Annotated in this window: 25 protein-coding genes and 1 tRNA gene; 17 read left to right on the plus strand and 9 right to left on the minus strand. The window is 61.8% G+C overall.

The window, feature by feature from the left end; genetic code table 11:
- Positions 1-132: 132 nt before the first annotated feature.
- The 3 genes from AC1RTP_RS05115 to AC1RTP_RS05125 are packed head-to-tail and all read right to left on the minus strand — an operon-like array spanning position 133 to position 3550.
- Positions 133-861 (minus strand): LytR/AlgR family response regulator transcription factor, encoded by a 729-nt coding sequence (locus AC1RTP_RS05115; RefSeq protein ID WP_498605297.1) that lies wholly within the window; start codon positions 859-861, stop codon positions 133-135.
- Positions 849-1901: a sensor histidine kinase gene (locus tag AC1RTP_RS05120; RefSeq protein WP_498605299.1), complete on the minus strand. Its 1053-nt coding sequence runs from the start codon at positions 1899-1901 to the stop codon at positions 849-851. Before AC1RTP_RS05120 ends, AC1RTP_RS05115 begins: the two co-directional genes overlap by 13 nt.
- Positions 1898-3550 carry a Na+/H+ antiporter gene (locus AC1RTP_RS05125; RefSeq protein WP_498605301.1) on the minus strand — a complete coding sequence of 551 codons (1653 nt, stop codon included), beginning with the start codon at positions 3548-3550 and terminating at the stop codon, positions 1898-1900. The genes AC1RTP_RS05120 and AC1RTP_RS05125 overlap by 4 nt, the downstream gene beginning before the upstream one ends.
- 75 nt (positions 3551-3625) lie before the next feature.
- Between AC1RTP_RS05125 and AC1RTP_RS05130 the strand changes: the two genes are divergently transcribed.
- Both AC1RTP_RS05130 and AC1RTP_RS05135 read left to right on the plus strand, forming a co-directional pair.
- A tRNA-Gly gene (locus AC1RTP_RS05130) sits at positions 3626-3701 on the plus strand.
- Between the two features lie 143 nt (positions 3702-3844).
- Positions 3845-4798, plus strand: coding sequence for a chemotaxis protein (locus tag AC1RTP_RS05135; RefSeq protein WP_498605302.1), 954 nt, complete (start codon positions 3845-3847; stop codon positions 4796-4798).
- 7 nt (positions 4799-4805) lie between these two features.
- On the opposite strand, the gene fghA is transcribed toward AC1RTP_RS05135, so the two are convergent.
- The gene (gene fghA, locus AC1RTP_RS05140; RefSeq protein WP_498605303.1) at positions 4806-5660 is read right to left on the minus strand and encodes an S-formylglutathione hydrolase; all 855 of its coding nucleotides are present in this window, start codon (positions 5658-5660) and stop codon (positions 4806-4808) included.
- Between the two features lie 66 nt (positions 5661-5726).
- On the opposite strand from fghA, the gene AC1RTP_RS05145 reads away from it, so the two are divergent.
- The 7 genes from AC1RTP_RS05145 to AC1RTP_RS05175 all read left to right on the plus strand — a co-directional run bounded on the left by AC1RTP_RS05145 (position 5727) and on the right by AC1RTP_RS05175 (position 10206).
- On the plus strand, positions 5727-6911 hold the full coding sequence (locus AC1RTP_RS05145) for a cation:proton antiporter (protein WP_498605304.1): 1185 nt from the start codon (positions 5727-5729) through the stop codon (positions 6909-6911).
- A gap of 1 nt (position 6912) precedes the next feature.
- On the plus strand, positions 6913-8031 hold the full coding sequence (locus tag AC1RTP_RS05150) for a YbdK family carboxylate-amine ligase (RefSeq protein ID WP_498605306.1): 1119 nt from the start codon (positions 6913-6915) through the stop codon (positions 8029-8031).
- An 82-nt stretch (positions 8032-8113) separates the two neighbouring features.
- Positions 8114-8428, plus strand: a complete 315-nt coding sequence (locus AC1RTP_RS05155; RefSeq protein ID WP_498605308.1) for a hypothetical protein — start codon at positions 8114-8116, stop codon at positions 8426-8428.
- The gene (locus AC1RTP_RS05160) at positions 8425-9114 is read left to right on the plus strand and encodes a phytanoyl-CoA dioxygenase family protein (protein ID WP_498605310.1); all 690 of its coding nucleotides are present in this window, start codon (positions 8425-8427) and stop codon (positions 9112-9114) included. The genes AC1RTP_RS05155 and AC1RTP_RS05160 overlap by 4 nt, the downstream gene beginning before the upstream one ends.
- Complete coding sequence (locus AC1RTP_RS05165; RefSeq protein ID WP_498605312.1) at positions 9089-9565, plus strand: hypothetical protein; 477 nt, start codon at positions 9089-9091, stop codon at positions 9563-9565. The genes AC1RTP_RS05160 and AC1RTP_RS05165 overlap by 26 nt, the downstream gene beginning before the upstream one ends.
- Positions 9566-9644: 79 nt before the next feature.
- Positions 9645-9806 (plus strand): hypothetical protein, encoded by a 162-nt coding sequence (locus AC1RTP_RS05170; protein ID WP_498605314.1) that lies wholly within the window; start codon positions 9645-9647, stop codon positions 9804-9806.
- Positions 9793-10206, plus strand: a complete 414-nt coding sequence (locus AC1RTP_RS05175) for a PIN domain-containing protein (protein WP_498605316.1) — start codon at positions 9793-9795, stop codon at positions 10204-10206. The genes AC1RTP_RS05170 and AC1RTP_RS05175 overlap by 14 nt, the downstream gene beginning before the upstream one ends.
- Here the strand turns inward: AC1RTP_RS05175 and AC1RTP_RS05180 are convergent.
- From AC1RTP_RS05180 to AC1RTP_RS05190, 3 genes are read right to left on the minus strand one after another with little or no spacing between them, the layout of a single operon-like run.
- Positions 10203-11156, minus strand: coding sequence for a gamma-glutamyl-gamma-aminobutyrate hydrolase family protein (locus AC1RTP_RS05180; protein WP_498605317.1), 954 nt, complete (start codon positions 11154-11156; stop codon positions 10203-10205). The two genes, AC1RTP_RS05175 and AC1RTP_RS05180, sit on opposite strands and share 4 nt — an antisense overlap.
- A 54-nt stretch (positions 11157-11210) precedes the next feature.
- Positions 11211-11852: a phosphoribosyltransferase gene (locus tag AC1RTP_RS05185; protein WP_498605318.1), complete on the minus strand. Its 642-nt coding sequence runs from the start codon at positions 11850-11852 to the stop codon at positions 11211-11213.
- A 54-nt stretch (positions 11853-11906) separates the two neighbouring features.
- The gene (locus AC1RTP_RS05190) at positions 11907-12242 is read right to left on the minus strand and encodes a flagellar basal body protein (RefSeq protein ID WP_498605320.1); all 336 of its coding nucleotides are present in this window, start codon (positions 12240-12242) and stop codon (positions 11907-11909) included.
- A 114-nt stretch (positions 12243-12356) separates the two neighbouring features.
- On the opposite strand from AC1RTP_RS05190, the gene AC1RTP_RS05195 reads away from it, so the two are divergent.
- Entirely contained in the window at positions 12357-12914 is a 558-nt protein-coding gene (locus AC1RTP_RS05195) for a TetR family transcriptional regulator (protein ID WP_498605321.1), read from the plus strand.
- A 168-nt stretch (positions 12915-13082) separates the two neighbouring features.
- Positions 13083-14153, plus strand: a complete 1071-nt coding sequence (locus AC1RTP_RS05200) for a dienelactone hydrolase family protein (protein ID WP_498605832.1) — start codon at positions 13083-13085, stop codon at positions 14151-14153.
- On the opposite strand, the gene AC1RTP_RS05205 is transcribed toward AC1RTP_RS05200, so the two are convergent.
- Positions 14150-14533 (minus strand): hypothetical protein, encoded by a 384-nt coding sequence (locus tag AC1RTP_RS05205; RefSeq protein WP_498605323.1) that lies wholly within the window; start codon positions 14531-14533, stop codon positions 14150-14152. The genes AC1RTP_RS05200 and AC1RTP_RS05205 overlap by 4 nt on opposite strands.
- Before the next feature lie 128 nt (positions 14534-14661).
- On the opposite strand from AC1RTP_RS05205, the gene AC1RTP_RS05210 reads away from it, so the two are divergent.
- Genes AC1RTP_RS05210 through AC1RTP_RS05235 form a run of 6 tightly spaced genes read left to right on the plus strand, consistent with a single transcriptional unit; the run spans position 14662 to position 22154 of the window.
- Positions 14662-16329: an NAD(P)H-dependent oxidoreductase subunit E gene (locus tag AC1RTP_RS05210; protein WP_498605325.1), complete on the plus strand. Its 1668-nt coding sequence runs from the start codon at positions 14662-14664 to the stop codon at positions 16327-16329.
- On the plus strand, positions 16326-19109 hold the full coding sequence (gene fdhF, locus AC1RTP_RS05215; protein ID WP_498605327.1) for a formate dehydrogenase subunit alpha: 2784 nt from the start codon (positions 16326-16328) through the stop codon (positions 19107-19109). The genes AC1RTP_RS05210 and fdhF overlap by 4 nt, the downstream gene beginning before the upstream one ends.
- Positions 19106-19963, plus strand: a complete 858-nt coding sequence (locus tag AC1RTP_RS05220; protein WP_498605329.1) for a formate dehydrogenase accessory sulfurtransferase FdhD — start codon at positions 19106-19108, stop codon at positions 19961-19963. Before fdhF ends, AC1RTP_RS05220 begins: the two co-directional genes overlap by 4 nt.
- Complete coding sequence (locus AC1RTP_RS05225; RefSeq protein ID WP_498605331.1) at positions 19963-20670, plus strand: ABC transporter permease; 708 nt, start codon at positions 19963-19965, stop codon at positions 20668-20670. The genes AC1RTP_RS05220 and AC1RTP_RS05225 overlap by 1 nt, the downstream gene beginning before the upstream one ends.
- Positions 20667-21320 (plus strand): energy-coupling factor ABC transporter ATP-binding protein, encoded by a 654-nt coding sequence (locus AC1RTP_RS05230; protein WP_498605333.1) that lies wholly within the window; start codon positions 20667-20669, stop codon positions 21318-21320. The genes AC1RTP_RS05225 and AC1RTP_RS05230 overlap by 4 nt, the downstream gene beginning before the upstream one ends.
- Positions 21321-22154 carry an ABC transporter substrate-binding protein gene (locus AC1RTP_RS05235; protein ID WP_498605335.1) on the plus strand — a complete coding sequence of 278 codons (834 nt, stop codon included), beginning with the start codon at positions 21321-21323 and terminating at the stop codon, positions 22152-22154.
- Here AC1RTP_RS05235 and AC1RTP_RS05240 read toward each other — a convergent pair.
- Positions 22128-23009: an alpha/beta fold hydrolase gene (locus tag AC1RTP_RS05240; protein ID WP_498605337.1), complete on the minus strand. Its 882-nt coding sequence runs from the start codon at positions 23007-23009 to the stop codon at positions 22128-22130. The genes AC1RTP_RS05235 and AC1RTP_RS05240 overlap by 27 nt on opposite strands.
- Positions 23010-23066 lie beyond the last annotated feature (57 nt).

A 23066-nucleotide genomic window follows, 5' to 3' on the forward strand; every position in this document is an offset into this window, starting at 1 on the left:
GGGCAAGCAGGGTTGGACATGCAGCCAGCTTAGGGGCGGGCGGCTTACCAGGCGAGCAATAGGTGGTGAACGGCATTTGGCTGGGGCGAACGGGCTTTTGAGCGGCCGGAGAGATACCTCCAGGGTCACCGTTCAGGAATTTCTTACGGCGCCACCGAGAGCGGTGATCAGTTCGGCTTTGTAGTTGCGGCCGAGCGGGACTAAGTCACCGTTGCGCAGGACGAGTTGGCCCTGCTGGTCGATCTTGTCGATCAGGGACAGGCGCACGGCGGCGCGGCGGTGGCAGCGCATGAAGTCGGCGCCCAGGCTTTCCAGCAGATCGGTTAGGGTTTGCCTTAGCAGCGGCGCCCCCTGCGGTGTGTGCAAAGCCACGTAGTTGTCGGCGGTCTCGAGCCATTGGATGTCGGCGACCGGCACCACGCGTGTGCTGCCGCGCTCGCTGACCAGCAATTGCTGAAGCGGTGCGCCTGGGAGCCCGGGCGATTTTGTGGCTTGCGTGGCGCGGGTTGCCATTCGGTCGCGCAGGCGCTGCATGGCGCGCTGCAGGCGCGTGGCGTCGAAGGGTTTAAGCAGGTAGTCGATGGCGTTGGCGTCGAAGGCTGGTACCGCGTATTCATCGAAGGCGGTGGCGAAGACGACCAGCGGCGCGGGCTCGGGCAGGGAGGCTGCCACCTCGAGGCCGCTGACCTCCGGCATCTGCACGTCGAGGAAGATGGCGTCGGGCGCAAAGCTTGCGACCTTCTCAAGCGCCTCCACGCCATCGCGTGCTTCTTCAATGGCTGTGATGCCTTGCTCTTGCACCAGCATCCGGCGCAGCTTGTCGCGCGCAGGGCGCTCGTCGTCGACGATCAGGATGCGCATGGGATCCTCATTTCGGCGCGCACGCCCGCAGGTTCGAGCTGCACCAGCGCCAGGCCGGCTTGCTCGCCATACAGAGCCTGGAGTCGCTCGCGCAGGTTGCGTACGCCAATCCCGCTGCTGCTTACCGAACCAGTATTCGCTGCGGCGGTCAGCCGGCCGGCATCATCGGCGACCGCGAGCACCAGCATGCCGTCATTGCGTTTCGCCTTGATGGCGATGTTTGTCACGCCGCGCCGCCGTTCGACCGTGTGCTTGAATACGTTCTCCAGCAAAGGCTGCATGCTCATCACTGGCACCAGGCACTCGCCGCAGCTTGCATCGATATCCCAATCAATCTTCACACGATCAATAAAGCGCTCTTCCATCAGCCGCGCATAGCCGCGCAGCAGCCGCAATTCGGTCGACAAGGGCGCCTGCTGCTGCCCGCTGACGTCCAGTGTCGCGCGCAGCACATCGGCCAGCTGCACCAGCGTGGCATCGGCACGGTCAACGTCGGAGTGCATCAGCGAAGAAATTGTATTCAGTGCGTTGAACAGGAAGTGCGGCTGCATCTGTTGCGTGAGCTGGTGCAGTTGGGCCGTGCGCAATCGCGCGTTGGCTTGTTCCGCGGCGCGGAACGACAGGATGCCAAAGGTGATCAGCGTGAAGATCACGACGAAGATCGAGATCTTGATGTTCTCGTACAGGAAGGTCTCGCCCCAGGGTTCGTGTCGATACTCCATGCCGAGCGCCGCATACACAGCGTGACGAATGCCGAATGCCAGAGGCGTGAACAGGATCCACCACACCGGCAGCCAAAGCGCCTGCCGCGCAAACCAGCTCGCCGGAGTTGAGAGCAGGCCATCGTAGCGGCGGGTGCTGAGGCGCTGGGTCGCCAGCAGTAGCGACGCCACGAGCATCGAAGACGTTTCCCAAAGAATGGGCTGCCAAAGCGGCCCATTGCCTTCGTGGCGCATGAACTCCTGCACCGCAGTGGCCACCATCATGGCCCAGAACAGCAGCCATGCAATGGCGAGCGAGAGCGTGGCGCGCCGGTTCATTTAGCCTGCTTCTGGTGGCGTGCTTCGACGAGGTCAATCTCGCGCACCAGCTTACGTGCCGTTTCGTCGGAAATATGGTGATGACGCGCCAGGTCGAAAATCGCCTGGCGCTCCGCTTCCATCGCAGCCAAACGCAGTTCGCGCTCAGCGCGGTCAAGCTTGCGGAAATGCTCTTTGTTCTGGTCTTCATCCGACCACGCGACATTCAGGCGGTACTCGTACAGCGCGATCACGCGCGCCGCAGCCTGTGGCAGAACGTCCGGATGATGTGCATCGGCCAGCGCCAGTTCGGCGCGCTCGATGGCCGCAATCGCTGCTGATGCCGCCTCGCGCCGCGCCATGTCTTCCTGCTGGCGCTCGGCAGGCTCCTCAGGGAAATACATCCCGCCCAGCAAACGAGGCAAACCAATGCTGGCCGCCAGCAGGGAGATCAAAATCACCGAGCTGGCCAGCAAGATGGTCAGGTCGCGCGCCGGGAACGGATCACCATTGGGCAGGACCAGCGGCAAAGTCAGCACGCCAGCCAGCGTGATCGCGCCGCGCGCGCCGGCAAGCGCTGTTGCCAAAAGCAGGCGCCAGTGCGGCCGTCCGCCATTGCCCGCTCCAGCTTTACGGCTGCGGCGATAAAGCGTAACGCGCAGTGTCGCCCACACCCACAGGAAGCGCAGCGCGATCAGCCCGAAGCTGATCGCAAACGCATACAGCACCAGCCACCACGAATTGATGTGGCCACTCTGTTCGAGGGACTCGCTGGCGCCGCGCAGGATGTCCGGCAATTGCTCGCCGAGCAGCACGAACATCACGCCGTTCAGCGTGAACTGCACCGTGTCCCACACGGCGGTGCGCTGGATGCGGGTGGCGGCGAGCGCCTGGCCGCCCAGCTCCACATAGCTCATGGTAATGCCGGCCGACACCGCGGCCAGGATGCCCGAAGCATGCATGCGTTCCGCTACGAGGTAGGCGCCGAAAGGAATCACCAGGCTGACCAGGATCGGTGACCCCGAGGGTTCGCCGTAACGTGAGGTGAGGCGGCCTTGCAGCCATGCGACGGCTGCGGTTACGGCAACGCCTGTAGCGATGCCGGCAGCGGCCAGCCAGACGAAGGTCAGCGATGCGCTGGTCAGCGAAAAGCTGCCGGTCAGCGCAGCCGCCACGGCAAAGCGGAAGCACACCAGGCCGCTGGCATCGTTCAGCAGGGCTTCGCCCTCCAGGATGTGCATCAGCCGTTTCGGGATCGGTGCACGCGAGGCGATTGAACCGACTGCAATTGGGTCGGTCGGCGACAGGATGGCCGCCAGCGCAAACGCCACCGGCAGCGGCATGGCTGGAATCATCCAGTGAATGAGGTAGCCCGCGCCAAGCACCGTGAAGATGACAAGCCCCAGAGCCAGTTCAAGGATCACGACGCGGTCGCGGAACAGGCCAGTGTTCGGGATGCGCCAGCCATCGAGGAATAGCAGCGGCGGAATAAACAGCAGGAAGAACATTTCCGGATCCAGCTGGATGCCGTGGCCGGACCAGGCGGCAATGCCGGCGCCCAGTCCGATCTGGACCAGGGGGAGGGGAATGCCGCCGGACAGCATCCGCTTCAGGTAGGCGCTGGCGATCACAGCCAGCAGCATTGCTAAAACTATCTCGATAGAATCCATGCGCGCATTATAGGGTGATGCCATTCGAAAAAGAACTTGTCACTCATAAAAGTGGCTGTCATAATAGCGCCTTCTGCGGGAATAGCTCAGTTGGTAGAGCGCAACCTTGCCAAGGTTGAGGTCGAGAGTTCGAGACTCTTTTCCCGCTCCAGAATTCTTGAAAGGACGCCATCGTGCGTCCTTTTTTGTTGTTTCTGCCTCTAATCGCTCCCGGATGTTTTAAAAACGCCGGTATACTGCCGAAACATTCCATACCAAAGGGAATGTCATTTAAAGCACATTGGAGCGATCGCGATGAATTCCGTTCAACAAGAAGTTGACGAGCGTAGTAACCTCACAAACTCCAACAAGTTCGAGCTGCTGCTGTTCCGCCTGGGCGTTGACAGCACCAGCGGCAATTCAGAGCTCTATGGCATCAACGTCTTCAAGATTCGCGAGATCGTTGCGATGCCGACCGTGACTGCAGTCGCGGGTTCGGAGCCGCATATGCTGGGCGTAGTCAACCTGCGCGGACAGATTATTCCTGTGATGGATTTGCCGGGCATTGTCGGCGTGAAGCCGAAGACTGGCCTGAACATCATGCTGGTGACCGAGTTCGCTCGCACCACCCAGGCCTTTGCCGTGGAGTCGGTGGACGAGATCGTGCGCCTGGACTGGAGCCAGGTGTTGAGCGCTGAAGGCAGTCACGGCGGCGGCATGGTGACCTCCATCGCGCGCGTCGACGGCGACGTGCAAAACACCCGCCTCGCCCAAGTGCTGGACGTGGAAACTATCCTGCGCAACCTGACCCCGAGCGACGGCAAGGACATCGACGAAAACACCGTCGGCCGCCTGCCACTGAAACCAGGCACCTTCATCCTTGCCGCCGACGATTCGGTGGTGGCGCGTAACCTGATCGAGCGCGGCCTGGAAGCGATGCACGCGCCGTTCGTGATGCTGAAAACCGGTAAGGAAGCCTGGGACAAGCTGAACCACATCGCCGAAGGCTGTAAGGCCGAAGGTATCCCGGTTGAAGACCGTGTGGCCCTGGTGCTGACCGACCTGGAAATGCCGGAAATGGATGGCTTCACGCTGACCCGCCTGGTGAAGCAGGATGCGCGCTTCTCCAAGATCCCGGTGGTGATCCACTCTTCGCTGTCAGGCAAGACCAACGAAGACCACGTGAAAGGCGTCGGTGCCGACGCTTACGTGGCCAAGTTCGTTGCGGAAGAACTGGCGGAGACCATCCGCCGTGTGATGACTAAGTAATTTCGCGTTAAAGTTCTTTTAATTGGCGACTGTGAAATCTCACATGGTCGCCAATGAAGCTCGAAATAAAGTAGTAGCCATGATCGTAGCCCGCATGCCGGCGCAGCTCCAAAGGCTGACCGGCGGCGCGACACGCATCCTCGAACACTCCCGGATATAACTGCTCCTCAAGGAACTTGTCGGCCAGGCCCTGGTCGATCAGGATGCCATTGGGGAAGGGCGCTTCGTCTTGCACGGACATCAGCGCGCTGGCGTCATGCTGCAGCCAGGTTTCCTTGTCCGATCCCAGATACCCGCTGAAGGCTTTCTGTCCCCATGGGCAGTGCACCGGCGCCGCGATCGGCGCGAAGGCCGATACGCTGCGGAACAGGTCCGGCCTGCGCAGGGCCAGCGTCAGCGCACCATGCCCGCCCATCGAATGGCCGAAGATGCCGATACGATTCGGGTCCACCGGCAGTTCATCGATCACCAGCTTGCGCAGTTCGTGAATATAGCTCTCCATGCGGTAATGCTGCGACCACGGCGCTTGTGTAGCATCGAGGTAGAATCCCGCGCCTTCGCCGAAATCCCAGCTCGCCGATTCACCTTCAATGCCAGCGCCGCGCGGGCTCGTATCAGGTGCTATGAGGATGATGCCTTCGCGCGCCGCATGCTGCTGCGCACCGGCCTTGATGGCAAAGGTCTCTTCGGTACAGGTGAGGCCCGCAAGATAGAACAGCGCGGGCAAAGGCCCCTGCGCTGCCTGCGGCGGAATGAAGATGGAAAAGCGCATTGGCAAGCCAATCGCTTCCGAATCGTGGCGATAGAAGCGCTGCATCCCGCCATGGCAAACGTGTTCGCTGATCATGTCCATGCATGTCATTGTAGCGGAGATGAGTGCGACGCGTTTTTCACAAATGCAATATAGTTCGGTTTGGAGGACACGTCTATGACCGATTTGTTAGTCATCTCTGACGAACTCGCATGGCCTTGCGCCATGCTGCTTGCCTGGCTCGCAGGTGAGTTCGTCCATCGCTGGACCAATCTGCCGCGCATCAGTGTGTACGGTTTAGTGGGCTTCCTGCTTGCGCAGGCTATGCCCGATCTTCTCGCGCCGGACGGCAGCAGCCAGGTAACCCTGCTTGCCAATATCGCTTTCGGCCTCATTCTTTTTGAGTTTGGTTACCGCATCAACCTGCGCTGGCTGCGGGTCAATCCCTGGATTGCGATCAGCGGCCTGGCGGAATCCGCGCTTACGTTCGCCGCGGTGTTCTTAATCGCTAACTGGCAAGGCATGCCGCCGTTGACGGCTTTGCTGCTCGCATCACTGGCCATGTCCACATCGCCGGCTGGCGTGCTGCGCGTGATCAATGAGGAACGCAGTTCGGGGCAGGTGACCGAGCGTCTGCTGCACCTGGTGGCGATCAATTGCGTGCTGGCCCTGTTTGTGTTCAAGGTGGTCGTGGGTTTCTGGGTATTCCAGACCTCCGGCAGCCTGACGCAGGCCGTGTCGCGCAGTGTGATTGAATTGCTTGCGTCGGCGGTGCTGGGCGCGGCGGCGGGCATGCTGGTGCCGGCTTTGCTGCGCAGCCTCGGTACGCTGGCTCGCGATGGTACGGTGGCTTTTGCCATGGTGGTCGTGCTGCTGGTGTCAATTACGCAGGCCTCGGACCTGTCGCCGGTATTGGCGACGCTTACCTTCGGCTTGACGGCGCGCCATCGCCGCGTGACCTTCACTCGCACGCAGCGCAACTTCGGCGCGATCGGCGAGTTGTTGACGGTGCTGCTGTTCGTGTTTGCCGTGTCCACGCTGGACTGGCAGCGCGTGGTGTTCGGCGCTTCGCTGGGCATCCTGCTGGTGGTGGTGCGCTTTGCCACCAAGACTATTGCGGTGGCGGTGTTTGCGCACGTCGCCGGTATTTCGTGGCGCAAGGGCGCATTGATTGGGGTCGCTTTGTCGCCGATGTCGGTGTTCGCCATCCTTCTGCTGGAGCAGACGCGCTATATGGGTATTGTGCTGGTGGATGAACTGGCCGCGCTGGCTGCCATGACATTGTTCATGGAAGTACTGGGGCCGATCGTCACGCAGCGTGCGTTGATCCGTGCGCGCGAAACGGCAAAAGAGGAGGGCTGATATGCCGTTGGAAGAATTCAAATCGTCGCAGCCGTTGACGATGGGTGTGGAGCTGGAGCTGCAGCTGGTCAGCCTGTCCGACTTTGACCTGACTGCGTCGAGCCCGGACCTGCTGCATCTCTTGGCGCGTAAGCCGTTCCCGGGACATGTGACGCCGGAGATCACCGAGTCCATGATCGAAATTAACAGCGACGTACACACCAATCACAACGAGCTGCTGGCCCAGTTGCGCGAAACGCGCGATACGCTGGTGCGGGCGGCCGACACGCTGAACATCGGCATCTGCGGCGGCGGCACGCACCCGTTCCAGCGCTGGTCGGAGCGCAAGATTTTCTCCAAGCCGCGCTTTAAGGAAGTGTCTGCGCTGTATGGCTATCTTGCTAAGCAGTTCACGATTTTCGGCCAGCACGTGCATATTGGCTGCAGCAGCGGCGACGATGCGCTGTACCTGCTGCACGCGCTTAGCCGCTATGTGCCGCACTTCATCGCGCTGTCGGCTTCATCGCCTTACGTGCAGGGCAATGACACCCTGTTCAACTCCGCACGCCTGAACAGCGTGTTTGCCTTCCCAATGAGCGGCCGCGCGCCGTTCATCCTGAAGTGGGACGAGTTTGAGCACAGCTTCTTCTCCAAGATGGAGCACACGGGCGTGATCAAGTCGATGAAGGACTTCTACTGGGACATACGACCAAAGCCGGAATACGGCACCATCGAACTGCGCGTATGCGATACGCCGCTGACGGTGGAGCGCGCCGCCGCCTTGGCTTGCTACCTGCAGGCCCTGTGCTCCTACCTGTTGGAGCGTAAGGAGGACCCGCCCGCCGAGGATGACTACCTGGTCTACAATTACAACCGTTTCCAGGCCTGCCGCTTCGGCCTGGATGGAACGGTGGTGCACCCGAAGACTTACGAAAGCCTGTCCCTGCGCGAAGACATCCTCACCACCCTGCGCCGCATGGACTTGCACGCCGAAGCCCTCGGCGGCAGCGCAGCCCTGAACCACCTGATGCAGGTGACCCACATGGGCAGCGACGCCCACTACCTGCGCGCGGAATTCGATTCATCGGGCAGCGTGGAAGGCGTCGTCGACGCGGCGATTGCCCGTTTCAGGGGGAATTGAGCGGATTCCGGGGCTTTTTCTTGTGATTGGCCCCGGGCAAGTCCGTCGTATAATCAGGCACGACCTTTCATTCAAACAGCTCATGAGCGATAACAGTGTCCTGGGGATTTACACCTTCGAAGGCGTTTTCGAGGGGAAGGCGGTGTATGAATACGCGTACCCGCAAGAGCATGCGCTGCACAAGTGCATGCTGTTCCTGCTGCAGGAAGGGGCGGATGCCCTGTGGGATTCGGCGATCATTGAATGCAGCAAGTTCGGTTTCGAGAATGTGGCGATGGATGCTTTCAGCATCTTGCAAGCCGATATGCTTGAAAAAGCGCCTTTCAAAGACCTGCACGCTCATATTGAAGAAGCCGCGTCCCTTGGTAGTTCATTGGTCTTCTACGCCAAGCCTTGAGTTCTTTCCAGCTGCACGGATTTGACAGTCTGCGAGGGCTGCTTGATGCAGCCCAGTGCGCGGAGTTGATCGCGCAGCTTCCTTCCATCAGCGGCGCCGGTTCGCGGGCTTTGCTCGCGCAACCCTGGTGTTCCCGCCTGGCCGGGCAACTGCTCGGCGGCCAAGCGTTGGCCGACATCCTTCCTGCCGGCCATGTCGCCGTGCAGTGCACCCTGTTCGAAAAATCCGAGTCCGTTAATTGGCTGGTGCCGGTGCATCAGGATTTGAGCATTCCCGTACGCGAACGGACTGATGCCGAAGGCATGCGCGGCTGGTCGCTGAAAGAGGATGGCTGGTATGTTCAGCCTCCGTTATCAGTGCTAGAGCAGATGGTCGCAGTGCGCGTGCATCTCGATGATTGCGGTGCGGATGATGGGCCGCTTTATGTGGTACCTGGCTCGCACAGGCAAGGCGTCATCGGCGCGCCGGATGCAGCGGCGATGCGGGTTCACGAACAGGCTTGCCTTGCGAGGGCGGGTGATGCCTTGGCCATGCGGCCGCTGTTGCTGCATCGGTCGTCAAAGTCTTCAGGCGTCAACAGGCGCCGAGTCCTGCATTTCCTTTTTGGTCCAGCTTTTATATCGCAAGGTATACAATGGCGGGAGCAAGAAGGAGTGTGCTATGAAAGTTGTCGTCACAATAATTAGCTTGGTGATATGCCAGGCCGCGCTGGCCGGGACCAGCGCTTTGCCACCAGCCGACGAGGCTGCCGCCTTCAAGGCAGCCGGATTCAAACAACACGGCAAACAGTGGAAATCATGTAAGGACTCGAGCGCCAGCTATGTGCCGGGTGCGATCGAGCAAGTTCAGGACCTCAATGGAGACGGACGTCCCGAAGCCGTCATCACGGAAGGCAGCACCGCCTGCTTTGGCGATACCGGTGTGGGCTACGCCCTGGTCAGCAAACAAGCCGACGGCAGTTGGGAAGTCATGTCGCGCGGCGTCGGCATTCTTTTGGTCCAGAAGACCAAAGGTAAAGACGGCTGGCCCGACCTCGAAATCGGCGGCCCCGGCTTCTGCTTCCCTATCGAGCGCTGGAACGGCAGCGAATACAAAGTCGTCGGCAAACAGTACGAAGGCAAGCCCTGCAAGCGTTGATGCTTGAGCAAGCTCAATGTCAAGACACGTATGAAAGGTCTAAGATAGTCAGATAGAGTGGGCCAATTGGAGACCGACCATGGAACAGCAGAGAGACGAGGCCGACGAACGCATCCCGCAGGACGAAGAAGCAGAGCGGGCGAAAGTAATCAGGGAAATGTTTGTTCGCTTGCGCAAGTATCGAGGAGCATTGCCCGCCGAGTTCAAGTTTGACCGCGAACAGGCTCATGAACGGCGCTAGGCTCTTCTTTGATACCAACGTACTTCTTTACCTCGCGTCCGGCGAGGAATCGAAGGCCAATATTGCTGAATTCGTGCTTTCTTCCGGCGGGGTAGTCAGCGTCCAGGTATTGAATGAGTTTGTAGCCGTGGCGCGCCGAAAGATGTTCTTATCCTGGGACTCGATCGCGGAGATAACGCGTTCAATTCGCTTCTTATGCCGCGTGATCCCACTTACTGTTCCTGTTCATGATCACGCGGTCCGGATCGCGCAACGATACCAAATTCCAATTTACGACGCGGCGATAGTGGCGGCTGCAATTGACGGCGGCTGCTCACTTTTACTTACTGAAGATTTTCAGCATGATCAGCTGTTTGAAGGAAGCCTGCGCGTTCGCAATCCATTTTCCGCGACGGGCTAGAACCTGGTTTCGCGGGCGGCGCGGAGGAAACTGTCGAGGATGCCGGTGCAGTCGAGGAGTTCAACGCCGCCGGCGCGGTGGAACTCTGGATGCCACTGCAAGCCCATGACGAAGGGCGCCCTTTGGTAGCGGATCGCTTCGATCATATTGTCCGGATAGGACAAGGCTTCCACCTGCATGTCTTTGCCCAGCGCTTTCACTGCCTGGTGGTGGATCGAGTTTACCAGCGCGCGCTGCGGGCCCTTCACCATCGCGGGTAAGGAGGAGCCGGCAGGGAAAGTGACTTCGTGGCGGTGACGGTCGTAATCGTCCGAGACGTGGAGATGCGCGTCCGGTACGTCGCTGGCAATATCCTGGTACAGCGTGCCGCCGAAGGCCACGTTCAAAAGCTGGCATCCGCGGCAAATGCCCAGCACCGGCTTGCCCGCTTCGACAAACTCGTGCAGCAGTTCCAGCTCGTACATATCGCGCGCCCGGTCGCCGCTCCATTCCGGCTTGGTGGGTGCTTCGGCATAGCTTTGCGGCGAGACGTCGGCGCCACCTTGAAGCACCAAGCCGTCAAGGTGCTTGGCGTAATCGCGCAGGCGGATATTGGATGGGTGCAGCAGGCCCGATGTATTCACGGTAGGGATCATGAACACCAGCACGTCGCGCGACATCACCCACTGCGCCACCGACTCCTCGAGGTACTGCAGGTTCTTGCTGCGCAGCCCAGTGGCGCCGGGTTCGGGGTGGTAGATGCGCGCCGAGACGCCTATGTGCAAGGGCCGCTGGATGATGTGACGCGTGGCCGCTGCTGCCCAGCGCTTGTAGCGCGCCACAACCACGCGGCCCCACAGGGTGAAAATGGTTTCGCCGGGATCGAGATAGCGTGGAGCATCGCCGGCACGGCGCCGTTGTCCGCGGTCGCTTTCGCGGCGATCATTTTTGCGGGGATCGTGGTCGGTCATGCGCTGGCTGCCTCCTCAATACGAGTTTCGCATACACGCAGATTTAAAGACGCACTACTGGCCCTTGAGCAGCTCCAGCACTTCCTCTTCCGACACTTGCGGGAAACTGCGGTAATGCCGGCTGACCGACATGAAGTTCATCGGCGCGGCGAGATAGATGATTCCGTCCGCCAGCGGCGCAATGATTTCGAGGGAATCCGGCGCCGCCACCGGCACGGCGGCCAGCAACTGGAAAGGCTTGCGGACGCGCGTCGCACGCAGTGCTGCCGCCATGGTTGATCCGGTGGCCAGGCCATCATCGACAATGATTACGATGCGGCCTTCGGGGTCGGCGGGCGGCCGCTTGCTGCCGTAGGAGGCGCGGCGGCGCTTCATCAATTCAATCTGTTCGTGGGTTTGCAGTTCGACCCATTCCATGCTGGTGCGCGTACGGTTGAAGTAGGGCGCCAGTTCCCGGTTGCCATGTTCATCGACAGCGCCAACGGCCAGTTCAGGATCGATGGCGGAAGGGATCTTCCGCACCAGCACTACATCCAGCTCACCTTCCAGCCGGTCGGCGATGATGCGCCCCATCGGTACGGCGCCGCGGGGAATGGCAAGGATCAGTGGACTGCTTCCGCGCAGATGCGCGAGCTTTTCGGCAAGCAGTTCAGCGGCTTGCTTGCGATCTTGAAGGGGGAGTTCGATGTCGTCCATGCTGGCCTCCGCCACGCTGCCCATATGACAGCATAACGCGGGAAGCCGCGAACGTTAAGCCTTGATGTCCAGCAGTGTGCCGATACGCTCATCCGCCGCCTTCACGACTTTGGCGGACAGGTCGAAATTGGCTTTGTAGACCAGGGAGTTGGTGATAGCGCTTGCCGGGTCGGTACCCGAAGGTGCGCCGCCGGCATTGTCGGCAGCTGCCAGGCCGCGCGCAGCGGTGGAAATGGTGACGTTTGTCCCGCCAGGTGTTTGCTGGAAGTTCGCCTGTTGCGGCTGGAAATTCTGGGTCGACAGGTTGGCGATATTGTGCCCCTCCACCGCCAGCGCTTGCTGGTTGGCCTGGAGGCCGGAAAGTCCGGCTTGGAGTGCAGAAATCGTCATGGCGCTAGTTTAACCGATTCCGTGTGGAAACAATCCGCCTGCTCAAAAAATAAGCACGGCGCACAACACATGGTATGATGATGGTCGCAATGATTGATGCGAGAGGGGTTTGCCATGAAGATCACCAAGGAAAAAGCCGCCGAAAACCGGCAGTTGCTGGTTGAAACGGCGGCGCGGCTATTCCGCGAGAAAGGGATCGATGGCGTGGGCGTGGCCGAAATCAGCAAGGCCGCCGGCCTGACTCACGGCGCCCTTTACGCCCATTTCCCGTCCAAAGACGCCCTGGCGGCGGAAGCGATGCACTTCAGCACCGGCTCCGCCTATGGCAAGTTGACGGCAAATCCCATTTCGCTGCCCCAGCTGGTCGATTACTACCTGGCGCGTGAACAGCGCGACAACCTTGCCGAAGGCTGCCCCCTGGCCGCCGCTGCCAGCGAGATTGCACGCCAGGAAGAGGGTGTCGGCGCCAACTACACCAGCGGTTTCCGTCAGATGGTGGACTACATCAGCCGCCAGTTGCCGCCTGCGGAAGGGCAGAAGCAACAGGCGCAGGCAATCATGGCGGCACTGATCGGCGCCATCTCAGTGTCGCGGAATGTCTACAAAACCGACCCCAAATTAGCTGATGAAGTGCTGGAATCCGTGCGAACCATGCTGTTTAAGCTGAGTTAATTGCTACGTTTAATGTTTTGGGATTGCTTTCCTGAACCGTGCGCATAAGAATCTGGGATATTGCCCAAACGCATCGTTCCGGAGAGCATCATCAAAGCCTTCGCCGCCCGACTTGCCGCCGTACTGCTGGCCTGCGCCAGCCTGCCAATTGCGCAGGCCGGGGAAGTTGTGCTCGATGCACGCCTGAATGAGCAAATTATTAAGGTTCCCGCCGGCCGGGCACAGGACGTTCAGCTGGAAACCACGGTTTTCCGGCCGCCGGGCCCAGGCCCGTTCCCGCTGCTGATCGTCAACCATGGCAAAGCACCGGGCAACCCCAAGCTGCAGGCGCGCGACCGTTTTATCTATTTGGCCACGGCATTTGTGCGGCGCGGCTACGCGGTGATGGTGCCGATGCGCACCGGCTTCGCTAATTCCACCGGCAAGTTCGTTGAATACGGCTGCAATATGACTGCCAACGGCTACGAGCAGGCGGGTGATATTGCCGACGTAGTGCGCTATGCACGCTCCCAGTCATGGGTCGACAACGAACACATAGTGCTGGCAGGTCAGTCCTTCGGTGGCCTGGCCAGCATGGCCGCAGCTACACAGGAGATGCCGGGCGTGCGCGGCGTGATGAATTTTGCGGGCGGCCTGAAGGTGCACGGCGACCTGTGCGACTGGCGTGGTGCGCTGGTCAAAGCCTTCTCTGAATACGGCCGCCGCAACAAGCTTCCCAGCATGTGGATGTATGGCGCCAACGACAGCTATTTTGGCCCGGAACTGGTGGCGCGCATGCATACCGCGTTCCGGTCCGCTGGCGGCAAGGCGGAGCTGGTGGCTTACGGCGCGTTCAAGAAGGACGCCCACGGCTTGCTGGGCAATCGCGATGGCGCCACGGTCTGGCTGCCGGAAGTGGAGCGCTTCCTGTCTGAAATCGGCATGCCGACGCGTGAAGTCTATGCCGTGGCCGAGCCGCCGCCGCAGCGCGCCACACATTACGCGTCGCTGGATGACATCAACGCCGTGCCTTTCGTGCCGCAACGCGGCCGCGAGCAGTATCGTGAATTCCTGAAGAAGGCTACTCCGCGCGCCTTTGCGATTTCGTCCACCGGCTCGTGGGGCTGGGCGGAAGAGGGCGAAAATACCAACGAGAAGGCGCTGTCAGCCTGCCAGGCGGCGAGCAAGGAGCCATGCCGCCTGTATTCGGTCGACAACGATATCGTCTGGCCTGAACAAGGCACTGCCGGCCGCAACTAAATCAAAGTGAACGCCGCTACCAAGGTGAGCGCGGCGCTCAGGTAGCCAAGCGGACGCTGTGCCCACAGCATGCGGTAAGCCATCACGGCGCAAGGCCGGTGCAGGTTCACGAAGGCGTAACTGGAGAGCAGGTTCTGTACGGCGACCCAGGCATGCATCATGATGGCTGCGCCAAGCATTGCGATGCCTCCGCCATGTGCGTAGGTGGCGTGCTCAACGGCGGCTACGATCACCGCGCCTTGTGCCATCCCGAGCATCATTCCGAGCATCGCCACGCGCAGCAAGCGCGGGTTGAAGTATTGGTGCTGCCATTGCGGCACCAGGCTGAGGGCATGCAGAACCAGGACCGCCGTCAAACTGAGCTGGTATAAGTCCAACATGGACGCCAGTGATTGCAAATTTTCCACGGGCGCACCTCCGCGCTGTGGCATCCTTATGTTGAAATTAACATATTCCTCCACAGGGCTACGCATGATACCCTGAGGTAAGCATACGCCAATTACGCGAGGTGAATCAGCGCATGATTCCTATTGCAGTGCAGGGTGCCAGCCGGGAACGCAAACGCCAGCGGCCTAAAGGCCGGCAGGTTGAGGCTGCTGCGTTGCAGCAGGTGCAGGCTTTACTCGGCGCCGCTCCGCGCCGCCGCGATTTGCTGATTGAGTTTCTGCATCTGATCCAGGATGCGTATGGCTGCCTGTCGACGGCGCACCTGGCGGCGCTGGCTTCCGAACTGCGGCTCGCGCAGGTCGAAGTTTTTGAAGTCGCGTCCTTCTACCACCATTTCGATATTGTCCGGGAGGGCGAGACTGCGCCGCCTGCGTTGACCGTGCGCGTGTGCGATGGATTGTCGTGCGAGCTTGCTGGTGCGGGCGCGTTGGCGGCGCGCTTGCCGGCGTTGCTGGGGCGTGAAGTGCGAGTGCTTTCGGCGCCATGCATCGGGCGCTGCGAACAGGCGCCGGCGGTGCTGGTCGGGCAACGTGCGGTGGGGGAGGCCAGTTGCGAGAGCGTTGCGGCTGCCGTTGCCGCGACCGCCGGCGGTGCGGATACTTCGGCGATTGGCGACGGACCGCTCTTCACGGTGCTGCGCGAGTGCCTGTCCGGGATGCGGACGGTGGATTCGGTGATCGCGGAGCTGGAGGATTCAGGGTTGCGCGGCCTGGGGGGCGCAGGCTTCCCGGCCGGCCGCAAATGGCGCATCGTGCGCGACGAGCCTGGCCCGCGCCTGATGGCAGTCAATATCGACGAAGGCGAACCAGGCACCTTTAAAGACCGCTACTACCTCGAACGCAATCCTCGCCAGTTCATCGAAGGCATGCTGATCGCGGCATGGGCTGTCGGCATTGACGATATCTACGTCTACCTGCGCGACGAGTACCACGATTGCCGCAAGCTGCTTCAGCGCGAACTGGAACGTCTGGCCCCGGCAGAACCCCGCATTCATTTGCGCCGCGGTGCAGGCGCTTATATCTGCGGCGAAGAATCCGCCATGATCGAATCGATCGAAGGCAAACGCGGCATGCCCCGCCTGCGTCCACCCTTCGTGGCGCAGAAAGGGCTGTTCGGCCGCCCAACGCTCGAACACAATTTCGAAACTCTGTACTGGATACCGGAAATTCTGGCCAAAGGCGCGAAATGGTTTGCGAGCCATGGCCGGCGTGGTCGAAAGGGCTTGCGCTCATTCTCTGTGTCAGGCCGCGTCAAGGAACCCGGCGTGAAGCTGGCCCCCGCCGGCATCACGCTGCAGGAACTGATTTCCGAATACTGCGGCGGCATGCAAGACGGCCACCAGCTGTATGCCTACCTCCCGGGCGGTGCGTCCGGCGGCATCCTTCCCGCCAGCCTGGCCGACATTCCACTCGACTTCGACACCCTGCAACCGTATGGATGCTTCATCGGTTCGGCCGCCATCATTGTGTTGTCGCAGCAGGACAGCGCACGCGCCGCAGCCAGCAATATGATGCGCTTCTTCCGCCACGAATCGTGCGGCCAATGCACGCCATGCCGCGCAGGCACCGCCAAGGCAGTCGACCTGATCGCGCAGCCGGTGTGGGATGCCAGCCTGCTCGGCGAACTGTCGCAAGTGATGCGCGACGCCTCGATCTGCGGCCTTGGCCAGGCAGCGCCAAACCCGGTCGACTGCGTGCTGAAATACTTTCCGCACGAGGTGAGGCGATGATCGACTTCGAGCTCAATGGCCGCGCCATGCAAGCCGCAGAGGGCGAAACGCTTCTGCAAGCCGCGCGCCGTGAAGGCATCGAGATCCCGCACCTATGCTACAAGGACGGCATGGCCGCTGCCGGCAACTGCCGCGCATGCATGGTGGAGATCGACGGCGAGCGCGTGCTGGCCCCATCCTGCTGTCGCCACCCGGCGCAAGGGATGAAAGTCAGCACCGATAGCCCGCGTGCGCTCGCCGCGCAGAAAATGGTGCTCGAGCTGCTGCTCGCCGATATGCCGGAAAAGGGGCACACGCGCCACAACGAAGTCGAACAATGGGCCGCCAAGCTCGCCATCGGCAAGCCGCGCTTTGCCGCTCGCCGGCAGCCGCAACGTGACTTGTCGCACGCCGCCATTGCGGTCAATCTCGACGCCTGCATACAATGCACGCGCTGCCTGCGCGCCTGCCGCGACGAGCAGATGAACGATGTGATCGGCTTGGCCTGGCGCGGCGACCACGAGAAAATTGTGTTCGACATGGACGACGCGATGGGCGCCTCCACCTGCGTAGCCTGCGGTGAATGCGTTCAGGCCTGCCCGACCGGCGCCCTGATGCCCGCGCGCGATGCGGCGCTTTCCGTGCCGGACAAGCGGGTGGACTCAGTCTGCCCATATTGCGGCGTGGGCTGCCAGCTCACATACAACGTCAAGGACAACAAGATCCTCTATGTGGAAGGCCGCAACGGCCCCGCCAACCAGGGCAGGCTTTGCGTGAAAGGCCGCTACGGTTTCGACTACGCCCACCACCCGCAGCGACTGACCAAGCCACTGGTGCGACGCGCCGACGCACCGCCCAAGTCGGGCGACTTCGCGATGGACCCGGACCACGTGTACGGCGTGTTCCGCGAAGCCAGCTGGGAAGAGGCGCTGGCGCTGGCCGGCGGCAGGCTGGCAGCTATCCGCGACATGCATGGGCCGCGCGCGCTGGCCGGCTTCGGCTCCGCCAAAGGCAGCAATGAAGAAGCCTATCTGTTCCAGAAGCTGGTACGCACCGGTTTTGGCAGCAATAACGTCGACCACTGCACTCGGCTATGCCACGCCTCTTCGGTCGCTGCATTGTTGGAGGGGATAGGCTCGGGCGCCGTCTCCAATCCCGTCAAGGATGTGATGAAGGCCGAAGTGGTCATCCTGATCGGCGCCAATCCAGCGGTTAATCACCCAGTTGCGGCAACCTGGATCAAGAACGCGGTCAAGCAGGGCACCAAACTCATCGTGTGCGACCCCCGCCGCTCCGACCTGTCGCGCATCGCCCACCGATTCCTGCAATTCCAGCCCGACACGGACGTCGCGCTGCTGAACGCCATGATGCATGTGATCGTGACGGAAGGCCTGGTTGACAAGGAGTTTATCGCCAGCCGCACCATTGGCTACGACGAACTTGCAGCCAACGTGGCCGATTTCAGTCCCGAGGCGATGGCGCCGATCTGCGGTGTCGAGGCCGACATCATCCGTTCCGTCGCGCGCCAATATGCCACCTCGCGCGCATCAATGATCCTGTGGGGCATGGGCATTTCGCAGCACGTGCACGGCACCGATAATGCACGCTGCCTGATTGCACTCGCGTTGATGACAGGCCAGATCGGCCGGCCCGGCACAGGACTGCATCCGCTGCGCGGTCAGAACAATGTGCAGGGCGCCTCCGACGCGGGCCTGATCCCGATGATGTACCCCGATTACCAGCGCGTGACCGAACCCGCCGCCAAGGCCCGCTTCGAAAACGCCTGGGGCCTGGCACCCGGCGCGTTGGACGACAAGCCCGGCCTGACCGTGGTGGAAGTGATGGATGCGGCCAAGGCAGGCCAGGTCAAAGGCATGTACATCATGGGCGAGAATCCCGCCATGTCCGACCCGGACGCCAACCACGCGCGTGACGCGCTGGCTTCCCTCGAACACCTGGTGGTGCAGGATATCTTCCTGACCGAGACGGCCTACCTGGCGGACGTGATCCTGCCTGCCAGCGCCTTCCCCGAAAAGACAGGCAGTTTCACGAACACCGACCGGCTGGTGCAAATCGGCCGCCAGGCATTGCAACCGCCAGGCGAAGCGCGGCAGGATTTGTGGATCATCCAGCAGCTCGCGCAGCGCCTTGGCCTCGATTGGCGGTACAGCGGCGCCGCAGACGTATTTGCGGAAATGCGGCAAGTGATGCCCAGCATCGCCGGCATTACGTGGGACAGGCTGGAACGCGAACACGCCGTCACCTATCCATGTCTTGAGGAAGGCGATCCCGGCACGCCCGTGGTGTTCACTGAAGACTTCCCGCGCGAATCGGGCAGGGCGCGTTTCGTGCCGGCCGATATCATCCCGGCCGACGAGCGCCCCGACGCTGAATACACGATGGTGCTGATCACGGGCCGCCAGCTCGAACATTGGCACACCGGCAGCATGACGCGCCGCACGGTGGTGCTCGACGCGATCGAGCCGGACCCGGTAGCACTGGTGCACCCGCTTGACCTGGCCGACCTGGGCGGCAAGCCCGGCGACGTCGTGACGATCGCCTCGCGCCGCGGCCAGGTCTCGCTGTACGCGCGCGCCGACGACAGCTCACCGCGCGGCGCGGTGTTTGTGCCTTTCTGTTATTACGAAGCAGCGATCAATAAGCTGACCAACCCCGTGCTCGACCCGTTTGGCAAAATCCCGGAATTCAAATATTGTGCGGTTAAGGTGTCGCTGGGCGGCAAGGTCCAGCCCCAGTCCAGCTATGGAGGTGGCAAGGCGATGGAGGCAGCAAGCGCATGAGACTACCGGAAATGACCCAGGCCAGCGTGCCGCTCACGCAGGAAGTGGAAGCGGTCGACGAGAAAGGCCGCCGATCCTTGATCCACATCCCCGCCGAGCGCCCGCTGACGGTGTACGTCGACAAGCGCGAACTGGTAACCCTGATGACGCTGGGTGGTGCGCCGGAAGCCCTGGTGCTCGGCTACCTGCGCAACCAGCGCCTGGTGCGATCATTGGAAGATGTGGAGTCAATCCACGTTGACTGGTCGGTGGGCGCAGCAGCCGTCAAAACTCGCAACGGCGTCACGGACATCGAAGAACGCACATCACGCAAAGTGGTCACCACCGGCTGCGGTCAAGGCTCCGTATTCGGCGACTTGATGGACGAAGTGGACGACATCGTGCTGCCGCCGGACGCGCGGCTCAAGCAATCAGGCGTCTACCGCATCGTTGAAACCATCCGCACGCTGCAGTCGATTTACAAGCAAGCCGGCTCAGTGCATGGCTGCGCGCTCTTCACCCAATCCGGCGAACTGCTGTACTTCGTAGAAGACGTAGGCCGCCACAACGCGGTTGACTCCATCGCCGGGAAAATGTGGCTGGACGAGATGAAAGGCGACGACAAAGTGTTCTACACCACCGGACGCCTGACGTCCGAAATGGTGATCAAAGGCGCGCAGATGTCGATCCCCTTCCTGCTCTCCCGCTCCGGCACGACGCAAATGGGCCACAGCGTCGCCAGCCGTCTGGGCATGACGCTGCTGGCCCGTTGCACCGGCCGCCACTTCCTGCTCCTGACATCCCCCGAACGCCTGATCCCCGAACCCGAACTTGCCACAGTCCCGCCCGTGTCAACCGTGGAGCGGGAGGGGTGATGGGGCTGCTGGAGGCGGTGCAGGGGGCGTTCCGGCTGCTGTTTGAGGGTGATCCGGTGTTGTGGCGCATCGTGTGGATTTCGCTTAGTACCAGCGTTGTGGGCTTGCTGATTGCGACGCCGCTTGCGGTGATGGGCGGTTATGCGATTGCGATGTCGCAGTTCCGGGGGCGGCGTGTGGTGATCTGGCTTGTGCAGGCGGCGTTGTCGCTGCCGACGGTGCTGATCGGACTCCTGCTGTACATGATGTTGTCGCGCCATGGGCCGATGGGCGGCTTGCAGTGGCTGTTCTCGCAGCCGGGTATCGTGGCGGGGCAGGTGCTGATTGCGCTGCCGGTGCTGTTGGCGTTCACGCTGGCGGCGGTGCAGGCGGCTGATCCGCGCCTCGCGGAAACCGCTATCGCGCATGGCGCTTCGCCTTGGCGTGTGATGTCAACCTTGCTGTATGAAGTGCGCTTCGGCGTCATGGCTGCGATTATCAGTGGCTTCGGACGCGTGATTTCGGAAGTGGGCTGCGCGATGATGGTGGGCGGAAATATCGCTGGCGAGACGCGCACTATCACCACTGCCATTGCGCTGGAAACCAGCAAGGGCGAGTTCGCGCAGGGCATCGCGCTAGGCGTGGTGCTGGTGACCATCGCGCTGGCGATGAATGGTGCTTTAATGGTGCTGCAGGGCGATGCCCATGCGGCCAGGGGCAGGGGATGACAGCTATGCTTTCAATCGCCCGCTTGAGCAAGCACTATGGGGATAAGCTGCTGTTCGACCTGCGGGACTTCCAGCTCGAGGCCGCGTGCGCGTACGTGTTGACCGGGATGAACGGCGCCGGCAAAAGCACTTTACTGCGTGTACTGGCTGGCCTGGCGCCAGCGGATGCGGAGGGGATTCAATTCGCGGGCGAAGGGGTGAAGCTGGCGCCTTATCCGGCAAAGCTGCGGCGTGACATCGTCTATGTGCACCAGCATCCGGTGATGTTTTCCACCAGCGTGGCCGGCAATATCGCCTATGGCCTGCATGCGCGGGGCGTGGCGCGCGGCGAGGCGGCGCGACTGGTTGAGGAGGCCATGCATTGGGCCGGTGTGCAGCATCTGCGAGCAAGCCAGCCAGCAACGCTGTCGGGTGGCGAGAAGCAGCGGGTGGCGCTGGCGCGGGCAAAAGTCCTGCATCCGCGCTTGCTATTGCTGGATGAACCAACCGCCAGCCTCGATGGCGAGGCGCGCGAACAGGTCTTGGCCTTGATCCCATCGCTGACCCAGGCCGGCAGCACCGTCGTCATGGCCTGCCACGACCGTGACTTGATTAACTTGCCCGATGTGCGGCGCCTGAAGCTGCGCGACGGCCAACTTGAGGAGAAGTGAATGAAACGCAGGCTCCTGTTAGCGGCTTTTGCCACGGCACTGTTTGCCGCCCACTGCGCACAAGCGCAGCAAATCATCCGCCTTTCCACCACCACCAGCACGGAAAATTCCGGCCTGTTGGCTTACCTGTTGCCGGCCTTCGAGGCGAGGACCAACAGCAAGGTTCACGTGATCTCGGTCGGTACCGGCAAGGCGCTGGAGCTCTCGAAAAACGGTGACGTGGACTTGACCCTGGTGCATGCCCGTGCGGCCGAAGACAAATTCGTGGCCGAGGGCTGGGGCGTGGATCGGCGAGATGTAATGTACAACGACTTTATCGTGGTCGGTCCTGCTGGCGACCCATCCGGCATCAAGGGCGGCAAGGACGTGCTGGCAGCCTTCCGCAAGCTTGCAAGCGGCCCGGCGAAATTCATTTCGCGCGGCGATAATTCGGGCACCGATATCATGGAGAAGGCGTATTGGAAGCAGGCCGGCATGCAACCCGCTGGCGCACAATACGTTTCTGCGGGCCTTGGCATGGGCGAAGTGCTGAATATGGCGTCCGAAATCGGCGGCTATACGCTGACCGACCGCGCGACTTACGGTGCGTACCAGGCCAAAACCGGTCTGGCCCTGATGGTTGAAGGCGACCCGCGCATGTTTAACCCTTACGGCATCATCGCCACCAATCCGGCTAAGCACCAGGGCGTGAATTACAAAGGTGCGCAACAGCTGATCGAGTGGATCACGTCGCCGGAAGGACAAGCGAAGATCGCGCAATTCCGTCCCGCCGGCCAGCAGCTGTTCTTCCCAAGCGCAAAGACGGATTTAACCGCGCTGGAGCCACGCAAGTAGGGCATCCGCCACGGCGCCCGGATTTTCCCGCTGCGGGAAGTGGCCGACGCCGGCCAGCAGCACGCGATGGTATGGGCCTGTGAACAGGTGTTCCTTATGTTCGGATGTTTGCGGGCTGTTGGCGCCATCCTCGGTGCCGTGCAGGGTGAGCGTCGGCACGCTGATCACGGACTCGTGCCGCAAGCGGTTTTCCTGCGCCGCGTAAAACGGATCCGGGAAGGCCAGTCCCCAGCGGGCGCGGTAGGAATGCACGGTGACTTCCACCCAGTCCGGGTTGTCCCAGGCGTGCATCGTGTCGTGGAAAACGCCTTCGCCGAAATGCCAGGAGGGTGACCAGGTGCGCCATAGCAGGAGGGCGAAGTCGCGCCGTTCCTTGCGCAAGGCTTCCGCGCCGCGGTCGGTCGTCAAATACCACTGATACCAGTAGTTGCGGGCCTGGACCATGCTCAGCGCCTGGTCCGGGTCATTGGTGCCCCAGCCGACCGACAGCGCCATGCAGCGCATCACGCGCTCGGGCGCCAGCAGGGCGGCATTGTAGGCCGCTCGCGCTCCCCAGTCATGGCCAACTACGTTGAAGCGCTCGATACCGAGGGCGCTGGCGAAGTCCAGTAAGTCCTGGGCGAGGGCGGATAGCTGGCCGCTGCGCGGGGTGCCGTGGTCGAGGAAGCGGGTTTCGCCGAAGCCGCGCAGGCTCGGTACGATCAGCCGGTAACCCGCGGCGGCCAGGGTGGGCAGCACACCGTCCCAGGTGTGCATGTCATCGGGCCAGCCGTGCAGCAGGAAGATGGGTTCCCCCTGCATGTCGCCATGCTGGCGGAAGGCAATGCGCAAGCGGTCGGTATTCACGTATTCCATGAGGCCTCCTGGCTGGCGAAGCGTGCCCTCGGGATTATAAGCCTGCGCTATACTGGA

This window comes from Pseudoduganella sp. GW821-FHT11H04 (assembly GCF_058807935.1).

Bases quoted from the DNA above. Each gene is read 5' to 3' on its own strand.
- AC1RTP_RS05185 (WP_498605318.1), bottom strand. From the start codon at position 11,852: ATGGACGACATCGAACTCCCCCTTCAAGATCGCAAGCAAGCCGCTGAA.
- AC1RTP_RS05225 (WP_498605331.1), top strand. From the start codon at position 19,963: ATGGGGCTGCTGGAGGCGGTGCAGGGGGCGTTCCGGCTGCTGTTTGAG.
- fdhF (WP_498605327.1), top strand. From the start codon at position 16,326: ATGATCGACTTCGAGCTCAATGGCCGCGCCATGCAAGCCGCAGAGGGC.
- AC1RTP_RS05125 (WP_498605301.1), bottom strand. From the start codon at position 3,550: ATGGATTCTATCGAGATAGTTTTAGCAATGCTGCTGGCTGTGATCGCC.
- AC1RTP_RS05115 (WP_498605297.1), bottom strand. From the start codon at position 861: ATGCGCATCCTGATCGTCGACGACGAGCGCCCTGCGCGCGACAAGCTG.
- AC1RTP_RS05175 (WP_498605316.1), top strand. From the start codon at position 9,793: ATGAACGGCGCTAGGCTCTTCTTTGATACCAACGTACTTCTTTACCTC.
- AC1RTP_RS05120 (WP_498605299.1), bottom strand. From the start codon at position 1,901: ATGAACCGGCGCGCCACGCTCTCGCTCGCCATTGCATGGCTGCTGTTC.
- AC1RTP_RS05150 (WP_498605306.1), top strand. From the start codon at position 6,913: ATGCCGTTGGAAGAATTCAAATCGTCGCAGCCGTTGACGATGGGTGTG.
- AC1RTP_RS05155 (WP_498605308.1), top strand. From the start codon at position 8,114: ATGAGCGATAACAGTGTCCTGGGGATTTACACCTTCGAAGGCGTTTTC.
- AC1RTP_RS05180 (WP_498605317.1), bottom strand. From the start codon at position 11,156: ATGACCGACCACGATCCCCGCAAAAATGATCGCCGCGAAAGCGACCGC.
- AC1RTP_RS05165 (WP_498605312.1), top strand. From the start codon at position 9,089: ATGAAAGTTGTCGTCACAATAATTAGCTTGGTGATATGCCAGGCCGCG.
- AC1RTP_RS05220 (WP_498605329.1), top strand. From the start codon at position 19,106: ATGAGACTACCGGAAATGACCCAGGCCAGCGTGCCGCTCACGCAGGAA.
- AC1RTP_RS05135 (WP_498605302.1), top strand. From the start codon at position 3,845: ATGAATTCCGTTCAACAAGAAGTTGACGAGCGTAGTAACCTCACAAAC.
- AC1RTP_RS05145 (WP_498605304.1), top strand. From the start codon at position 5,727: ATGACCGATTTGTTAGTCATCTCTGACGAACTCGCATGGCCTTGCGCC.
- AC1RTP_RS05170 (WP_498605314.1), top strand. From the start codon at position 9,645: ATGGAACAGCAGAGAGACGAGGCCGACGAACGCATCCCGCAGGACGAA.
- AC1RTP_RS05240 (WP_498605337.1), bottom strand. From the start codon at position 23,009: ATGGAATACGTGAATACCGACCGCTTGCGCATTGCCTTCCGCCAGCAT.
- fghA (WP_498605303.1), bottom strand. From the start codon at position 5,660: ATGACATGCATGGACATGATCAGCGAACACGTTTGCCATGGCGGGATG.
- AC1RTP_RS05195 (WP_498605321.1), top strand. From the start codon at position 12,357: ATGAAGATCACCAAGGAAAAAGCCGCCGAAAACCGGCAGTTGCTGGTT.
- AC1RTP_RS05230 (WP_498605333.1), top strand. From the start codon at position 20,667: ATGACAGCTATGCTTTCAATCGCCCGCTTGAGCAAGCACTATGGGGAT.
- AC1RTP_RS05205 (WP_498605323.1), bottom strand. From the start codon at position 14,533: ATGTTGGACTTATACCAGCTCAGTTTGACGGCGGTCCTGGTTCTGCAT.
- AC1RTP_RS05235 (WP_498605335.1), top strand. From the start codon at position 21,321: ATGAAACGCAGGCTCCTGTTAGCGGCTTTTGCCACGGCACTGTTTGCC.
- AC1RTP_RS05190 (WP_498605320.1), bottom strand. From the start codon at position 12,242: ATGACGATTTCTGCACTCCAAGCCGGACTTTCCGGCCTCCAGGCCAAC.